9 protein-coding genes are annotated in these 6,959 nt (G+C 38.1%); 3 read left to right on the top strand and 6 right to left on the bottom strand.

All coding sequences use genetic code 11. The features are described 5' to 3' along the window. From IEY48_RS06405 to IEY48_RS06395, 3 genes are all read right to left on the bottom strand, one after another. Positions 1-294: IS110 family transposase (locus IEY48_RS06405; RefSeq protein WP_188918418.1), on the bottom strand; the 294-nt coding region annotated here is incomplete at its 3' end. A 430-nt stretch (positions 295-724) separates the two neighbouring features. Further along, positions 725-1,180, bottom strand: coding sequence for a hypothetical protein (locus IEY48_RS06400; RefSeq protein ID WP_188918416.1), 456 nt, complete (start codon positions 1,178-1,180; stop codon positions 725-727). Further along, entirely contained in the window at positions 1,177-3,087 is a 1,911-nt protein-coding gene (locus tag IEY48_RS06395) for an RHS repeat domain-containing protein (RefSeq protein ID WP_188918414.1), read from the bottom strand. The genes IEY48_RS06400 and IEY48_RS06395 overlap by 4 nt, the downstream gene beginning before the upstream one ends. A 156-nt stretch (positions 3,088-3,243) precedes the next feature. Between IEY48_RS06395 and IEY48_RS06390 the strand changes: the two genes are divergently transcribed. From IEY48_RS06390 to IEY48_RS20625, 3 genes are all read left to right on the top strand, one after another. After that, positions 3,244-3,969 carry a zeta toxin family protein gene (locus tag IEY48_RS06390; protein WP_188918412.1) on the top strand — a complete coding sequence of 242 codons (726 nt, stop codon included), beginning with the start codon at positions 3,244-3,246 and terminating at the stop codon, positions 3,967-3,969. Positions 3,970-3,990: 21 nt separating this feature from the next. After that, positions 3,991-4,155, top strand: coding sequence for a hypothetical protein (locus tag IEY48_RS06385; RefSeq protein ID WP_164839172.1), 165 nt, complete (start codon positions 3,991-3,993; stop codon positions 4,153-4,155). Positions 4,156-4,434: 279 nt separating this feature from the next. Next, positions 4,435-4,638 (top strand): transposase domain-containing protein, encoded by a 204-nt coding sequence (locus IEY48_RS20625; RefSeq protein ID WP_373293704.1) that lies wholly within the window; start codon positions 4,435-4,437, stop codon positions 4,636-4,638. A gap of 387 nt (positions 4,639-5,025) precedes the next feature. Here IEY48_RS20625 and IEY48_RS06375 read toward each other — a convergent pair whose 3' ends face one another. From IEY48_RS06375 to IEY48_RS06365, 3 genes are read right to left on the bottom strand one after another with little or no spacing between them, the layout of a single operon-like run. Next, positions 5,026-5,430 (bottom strand): hypothetical protein, encoded by a 405-nt coding sequence (locus tag IEY48_RS06375; protein ID WP_188918410.1) that lies wholly within the window; start codon positions 5,428-5,430, stop codon positions 5,026-5,028. Continuing rightward, on the bottom strand, positions 5,409-5,825 hold the full coding sequence (locus IEY48_RS06370; protein WP_188918408.1) for a DNA-binding protein: 417 nt from the start codon (positions 5,823-5,825) through the stop codon (positions 5,409-5,411). Before IEY48_RS06370 ends, IEY48_RS06375 begins: the two co-directional genes overlap by 22 nt. 55 nt (positions 5,826-5,880) lie before the next feature. Further along, positions 5,881-6,738, bottom strand: a complete 858-nt coding sequence (locus IEY48_RS06365; RefSeq protein ID WP_188918407.1) for a DUF6236 family protein — start codon at positions 6,736-6,738, stop codon at positions 5,881-5,883. Positions 6,739-6,959 lie beyond the last annotated feature (221 nt).

Below are 6,959 nucleotides of genomic sequence, written 5' to 3'. Positions count from 1 at the left end.
AGCTATCGCATCGGCATCAATATAATCATTTTTATTTGTTTTAACGTAAGGTTTAACATATTGGGGAGGGATGAGTTTAACCTCATGACCGAGTGATTGGCATTTTCTTGCCAACCAGTGGGAGCCACCGCATGACTCCATTGCAATTGTCGTTTTAGGTGTTTGCGACAGAAATTGAATGAGCTTTGGACGACTAAAATGCTTACGTAATTGTTCACGACCAGTGTGATCGTGCCCAATAAGATGAAAAGAAGATTTGCCTAAATCGATCCCAATTACTTTAATAGTAGTCATGATGGTTCGCCTCTTTGATTAGCCTACCCTAAGTTTAGCTTAGCTTAGGGGTGAGGCGGACCATCTAATTAAGCCTCATCATTTCTGATGAGGCTTTCTCGTTAAATCTTGCGGAGGGATAGCTTGCTTGTAATAAAGAGGAACCCAGGGTTTAAATCTCAATCTTTCGCCAAAACAAAAAAGCCTCATCATTTCTGATGAGGCTTTCTCGTTGAATGTGGCGGAGGGATAGGGATTTGAACCCAGACTCTCGAATTAAATAGTTAAAATAGTCGTTTAAATTCATTTGGTTGCAGAGTTTTACATCTTCAAATTCTGCAATTGCTAACTAAGATTGACTTTATTCCTGATGTTGAAAAAAGTCAATAATTATGAGCCTTTAAAAATTGTTTTATATATACTTTTCAGCTGAATACTTTATGGGTTATTCCTAATGTAATTGTAAAATATCAGAATTGCTTGTTTTCCAAGCTGACAACTCAACAATAAACGCATTCAAAGACAACTGCTCACATTGGCTTCCACTCAAGGTATTGGAATAGTTTATCCCAATACTTGTTCTTACCAAATTATCCTTTTGCAAATAAAAAGAATGATATAAATCACCGTCAGAACTCAAATTTAAAGGGGTAATAGCTATTGGCCCTGAATCACCATAAATACCAAGATCTACTTTATTTAATTTTAAACAATGAAATTTTGTTGGAATACTTCCTATCTTTACATCAATTTGGTACATACCATATATTTCACTTGCTTTAACTTGTATTTCTACATCGTAGCTTGCTGCATTTACTCTTGTTATATAAGTAGACTTATAATTACTTGGCCAAACGCAGAAGCTAATTACGGCCAGAATAATAATCAAATACTTGATTGATATCATTTTAAATTTTCCCTGTAACTTTCAACTGCACCAAACGAAATAGCTTCTAACCTTGCATCGTGTGATCTACCATATTGAGTATGGACTCCTTCATGTGCAAGGTTGTAAATAACACTTTCCTTATTCGATAAATCTAACTTCTGATAAGAATTATGTTTGTTGCCTATAGTTTTCGCATAGGTTGATGTTCTATACAAAGTAATATAGCCACCTTGCTCCATAGCTTCAGGCCAGCCACCATCAACTTGTCCTGCAAAATTATTTGCATTCTCAAATGACAAGAAAGTCTCCACTTTTATTTTCCCTGACTTGTCGATATAACTAATTGCAAATTTATCAACAAACTCTCTCCCTTTTCCACGCCTTATTTCGGGTAATTCTCTAGAGGCTTTTTCTGCATCATTATACACTTGATTTGCATCCGATGGTGCCTCACCAAGAGTCGACTCCGCCTCAAGTCTTCCCTTATGCTCGCCCGAATTAAAACTGGATTTAGTGTTAGAGTTGCCGGAATTATCTCCACTGGTATCATTACTAACGCCACTAAACGTACCAGAACTCGGCGCAAAAGTTCCAGCTTTGCTTGCTGAACGGTGATCTCTGACTGCACGTCGAGTTTCATTTTTCTGGCCATTTGTGACTTTTGTCTCTTCTTTTTCTACTTCAGCATCATTTGATGGACCACCTACCGCTTCTGCTTTATCTGTTTCTGCTAGATACCCAGTCGGATCAACCCCACTCATCGGGTTATTCAAAATATACGAATACGGGTTAGCGCTTTGACTATTCTCTGGGAACTGCAAAAACGGGTCAACACTTAAAAAACGACCAATGTTGAAATCGTAAATCCGCCCGTTCATATGAATAAGCTCTTGCTCATTCAAATGCTCATGGTCGGTGTAGCCCTTAGTGACACCTTGCCAGCTCGTTAACAGGTTATTACCTGCGGCAATGTCTCTTGGACGACCAAATACATCATAACCGCGGCGTTGTAATACTGCACCGGTTTTGGCATCCATCAAGGTATCAACACTGCCTAAGTGGTCGCGCAGTACATGCTGAAACGGTGATTGATTACCTAAGCTGCCCACATGGGCTTTCATCTTAATGGTGTGGTCACCAATATAGGTTTTATCTACCGTACTGCTTAAGGTCACTTCACGCTCAAAACTGCCCACATAATACGTGGTCGATACCACACTACCGCTTTGCTGTTTAACCTGTTTATAGCGGTTACCATTGGCATCGTAACTAAATATACTTTTTACATTATTGCGGTCTACCGTTAACGGCTTGTTTTGGTCGTTATAGCTTAACGTTACGCCATCACCCGTGAGCCGGTTACCGTTATTGTCATAGGTGAAGGTTTTTGTACCACCACGAATAAACTGCCTAATGGCGTTAGGGCCTGCATTACCGCCAGCACCTTTGCCTACACTACCGTAAAGATACTGACTACCGTAATCGCCTTTGACAAGAATGTTACCTGCCGCGTCATAATCATAATTAACCGCAGCATAGGTGATACCTTTGTACGTTTTAGTTGAGTCATCAACCCGCATGAGCTCGTCATAGTTGTAGCTTTCTTTGAACTGGGTAATCACATTGTGTTGAAAGGCTAAGTTACCCATTCCATCATAATCATAATTTAAGTATTGCACCCCGATAGAACTGCACCCAGCAGAAGAACTGGTACAGATACTCGTCGGTGAACCGGCTAAATTACGGCTAAACTGTTGAACATAATTATTACTGAACGTTTGTTGATTAATACTGCCAAAGGCGCTGTAATCATCGATTATGCGCAGCGATTGCTCGGAACCATCAGTAAAACGTTGGTAATCTTCGACTAAATAACCATTGTCGTCAAAACGATAGGCCACATGCTCGCCGCTAGGGTACTGCATGGCTTTAATACGGCCAAATTGTTGCAGGCAGCTCCTCAATAACGATAGGCGGTGGCATTGTCGATTCACATGCGTATAAAAAACTCAGATATTTTTATACCCAATTTATATTGACTGGTATCATGCTGTTTTATTCTAGAAACGTTACCACAGGCTATGACAGAGCAAGAGACTGAAATTGAAACTCAAGCAATTATATTTGCAAAAGCAAATCGAACTCGTATAGCACGTGAACTGACCGATTTAGGCAAATATCCCGCAGATCAACAGCCCGTCTCTATCTTTATGTGTGGTTCTCCTGGCGCAGGTAAAACAGAGGCGTCAAAAGCGTTTATTGAAGTGTTTGATGAAACAGGAATTATAAGACTTGCCCCTGATGAACTAAGAGTTTACTTCCAAGAATACACAGGTAAAAACTCGTATTTGTTTCAAAAAGCAGTCAGCTTTATAGTTGAACGCACTTTAGACAGAATTTTCAATAATGACCAAAGCTTTATTTTAGATGGAACGTTGTCAAACTTTGATGTTGCCTGCAAAAATATTGATCGCTCCTTAATGCGAAATCGAGCAGTACTCATTATTTTTGTGTATCAAGAGCCTGAGTTAGCTTGGGAATTTGTACAAGCAAGAGAAAAGCTTGAGGGCCGTGGTATTTTACCCTCTATATTTATTGATCAATTCTTAAATTCACAAAAAGTCGTTAGGCAAGTCAAAACCAAATACGGTGCTTCGATTAAGATAGATTTACTTATAAAAAACAACGATGGTAGCACTCGTATTTACCATGACAATATTACAGCGGTAGAGCATCATATTAAGAATGAATACACTCGCACAGAATTAATAAGGCTGTTAAACTTACCTCCTGAGCCTATTTTTTAGACTGTTTTATGTGAGAAACCTATGTCGACAAATGTATCTAAAAATAAAGTTACCACATCTAAGCTTTCAGCCTTTGTTATGAACGCAAGTTCTGCAGAGAAAGAGCGTGTGTATGCGGAAGTTATCAAGAAGGCAACTGAATCACAGAATAAGGTTATTAGTGAAGCCAAATCAATAGCCATGTAACATTTAAGGCTGGATTTGTGATAACCCCAAATAGATCCATTATTAAAATAATGAACTACTCAATTCAAAATTGGCACACCTTTAATCGTTTACAATAAAAAGTACCAGTAGATCTCGCCTATAATGCGCCTGTTTTTAACAGGCGCATTATAGGTTTAGGGTTCAAAGGGGTTCCCCTTTTCCCGAGCAACTATCCGACCTTTTTGGAACAAAAAGTGGGATAGTTGCGTACTAATACCGATCGTTTAAGCGACTGCTGAATTTCATTTTCCTGAGTCAATCGACTCATTCCGCAAAAATATCCCTATCGAATGGGTATCGGAAGCCGTTAATCAAACAGGTCGTGCCGCCGTCAGAAAGAGGCGATTCCCTGCTGAACAAGCCGTTTGGTTGGTACTTGGGATTGGTTTGATGCGTATAGCGATGTTTGCGATAAATTGGAATTGGCTTTCCCTGATTCAAAAGGCGATTTGCCCCCCTTAGCCACGAGCAGTATTGTTAAAGCTAGACAGCGCAGCCTTAGGTTTGTCAATTTGGCATTTTGCATATGGTCTTGGATTTTGAGGAGGGATAGCTTGCTTGTAATAAAGAGGAACCCGGGGTTTAAATCTCTATCTTTCGCCCAATAAAAAGGCTCATCATTTCTGATGAGCCTTTTTATTTGAATGTGGCGGAGGGATAGGGATTTGAACCCAAGCAATCAGCCACAAAATAAAACTAAAATTCATTATAATCAACAACTAATCGAAAAATCACATCTCAGAAAGTGAACATTCGTAGTCGATATATGACATTTAAATATTTATCAGATAGATTGTCAATGGTTAACGCTAAGATTTACTGATGGGCTTCCTCAAGAGCGCCTTATTACTAGTTTGATCTATAAATATAAGCATCTTCAATAAAAAAACCATTAATTGTATTTCTAGAAAACCTTATTCCCGATATGCCTTCCCCGGTCTCACACATGAGCTTTAACAATTGAACTATTTGGTGTGATGTATTCGTAACACCAATATCATTTAAGGAAATAATTTCTTCTGTTTCAGAAGCTAAATCATTAGCTGCAACAACTCTCTTGTAATAGGCTCGAGGACCTTCTGAGTTTACAAGAGGGGATGCAATCATCAATTTCCAAGTTTTTTCTTCTGGAAAATAGAACCAAAAAGCACTTTTAATTTCAGATTTTTTAGAATCAAGTCTTTCAATTAGCAGAGCGCCAACTTTTACCATAGAGTCAGTTAGACTCTCTGTTACCAAAATGTCTTTAGCCATGCCAAAATTCCTGAGTTTTCATCCGTTACTGCCCGATAAAGATCATTAGCCTTACTGCCCTCGACTATGCAGTCGTATCTAGATTCGACACTCCAATCTTTGGCTACCGCCCAATTTAATTTGAACTCTAGATCAGAAGTCTCTTTTTCTCCGAGTTTTTGCTTTAAACCAGCAACACCAAGTAAATCAGGTAATTTATGTTGATGACTTTTTTGAGCTAAATCCTTATTTGGGAAATCATATTGCTGGACTTGTTTAGCAATGCAGGCTTTGATTGCACATTCAAGTGCATAGCCAGCTAAATAATAAGCACCTTGAAAATTTTCGCTTTCCAGTAATACTTTTGCTTCAGAAATCCGAATACCTACTAATTGCTCTAAATCAGATTTGTTCATAGCTTACCATTTTATGATTTCCCTTTTACTTATAACACAGCGCTAAACACATTAATTATACTAGGCTATTCTGGATACTGGATAAATATGCAAAGTGCTTATATTGCTCTGGTATCTTTCTACCTACTTTTAATTCTTGATAAGCAAATTTCACCGCACAAGCACCTAATGCGGCAACATTCAACGATTGCATATACGGTTGATAATTAACCGGTAAATAACTAGTTCCAAGCATCATGCCATTACTAACACCAAACCACGGATCAGTCGCTACAGCCGTCAAAGATCGCTTAACTCTTTCAAAACCAGTTTCTTTCATAACCCGATTGAAATCATTTAAATCGCGATGGAGCTTGTTTAATGCTTTATTTTTTCGTTTAGGTATATCTTGGCTTGCAACAACTGAATCAACAATGCTATCCATTGCATCGCGTAATGCTAGAAGTTCAGGAAGCCTCTTGTTCTTAAAATCGACAACATCTGAAAGAGGAACTGCACCAGTTGGTACTTGAATAGCATTATACAATTCAAACTCTAAACATCCTTGCTTTTTTGAATATTGCTCCGGAATAATTAACTGGCTAGCTAGTTGAGCTATACTCCATTCGGCATCAGTTGATTTATTATTTTCTTCATAAGTAGCCATTTGCGTGACTAGTGGCAAAAATCCATTCTGGTCGCCACGTAATTCACGAAATTCAATTCGAGTAGATTTAGCAAGGCCTTCTTGAATCAAAAAATCAACATCTGCTCCACCACCTATATGAATCATATTATTAGTGGGATAATCAATTTTATCCCAAAAGAGTAAATAGTTTCTCAAATTAGTAGGATCTACTGATCCATTAGTTTGTAGTCCATGTCCATTATTCAAAATAGAATAATTTGGAGTAATAATAATACCGCGCTCCATTAAACCTCCTTGCTCATATGATGTTTTAATATTTACTCGTGTTAATACTATTTTCAACGCATAAATAGCTTACTTACCGTGTTTAATCCAGATTAATTGGTGATATTTAACTTAACATAAGGAGTTTATTTACTGTTAAGCTAATTCAGATTGCATTTTAAATCAATTACCTAAATGGCTTTATAAACAGTCATTTATGAAAGTACTTGAGAAACGTCGTT

Source organism: Shewanella saliphila (assembly GCF_014648295.1).
Classification (GTDB): domain Bacteria; phylum Pseudomonadota; class Gammaproteobacteria; order Enterobacterales; family Shewanellaceae; genus Shewanella; species Shewanella saliphila.
Note: the sequence above shows the minus strand (reverse complement) of the source record. Positions and strands in the feature narration are given on the sequence as shown.

Excerpts from the sequence above, each read along its gene's own strand:
- IEY48_RS06375 (WP_188918410.1), bottom strand. The coding sequence starts at position 5,430 with ATGGCTAAAGACATTTTGGTAACAGAGAGTCTAACTGACTCTATGGTA.
- IEY48_RS06390 (WP_188918412.1), top strand. The coding sequence starts at position 3,244 with ATGACAGAGCAAGAGACTGAAATTGAAACTCAAGCAATTATATTTGCA.
- IEY48_RS06395 (WP_188918414.1), bottom strand. The coding sequence starts at position 3,087 with ATGCAGTACCCTAGCGGCGAGCATGTGGCCTATCGTTTTGACGACAAT.
- IEY48_RS06365 (WP_188918407.1), bottom strand. The coding sequence starts at position 6,738 with ATGGAGCGCGGTATTATTATTACTCCAAATTATTCTATTTTGAATAAT.
- IEY48_RS06400 (WP_188918416.1), bottom strand. The coding sequence starts at position 1,180 with ATGATATCAATCAAGTATTTGATTATTATTCTGGCCGTAATTAGCTTC.
- IEY48_RS06385 (WP_164839172.1), top strand. The coding sequence starts at position 3,991 with ATGTCGACAAATGTATCTAAAAATAAAGTTACCACATCTAAGCTTTCA.
- IEY48_RS06370 (WP_188918408.1), bottom strand. The coding sequence starts at position 5,825 with ATGAACAAATCTGATTTAGAGCAATTAGTAGGTATTCGGATTTCTGAA.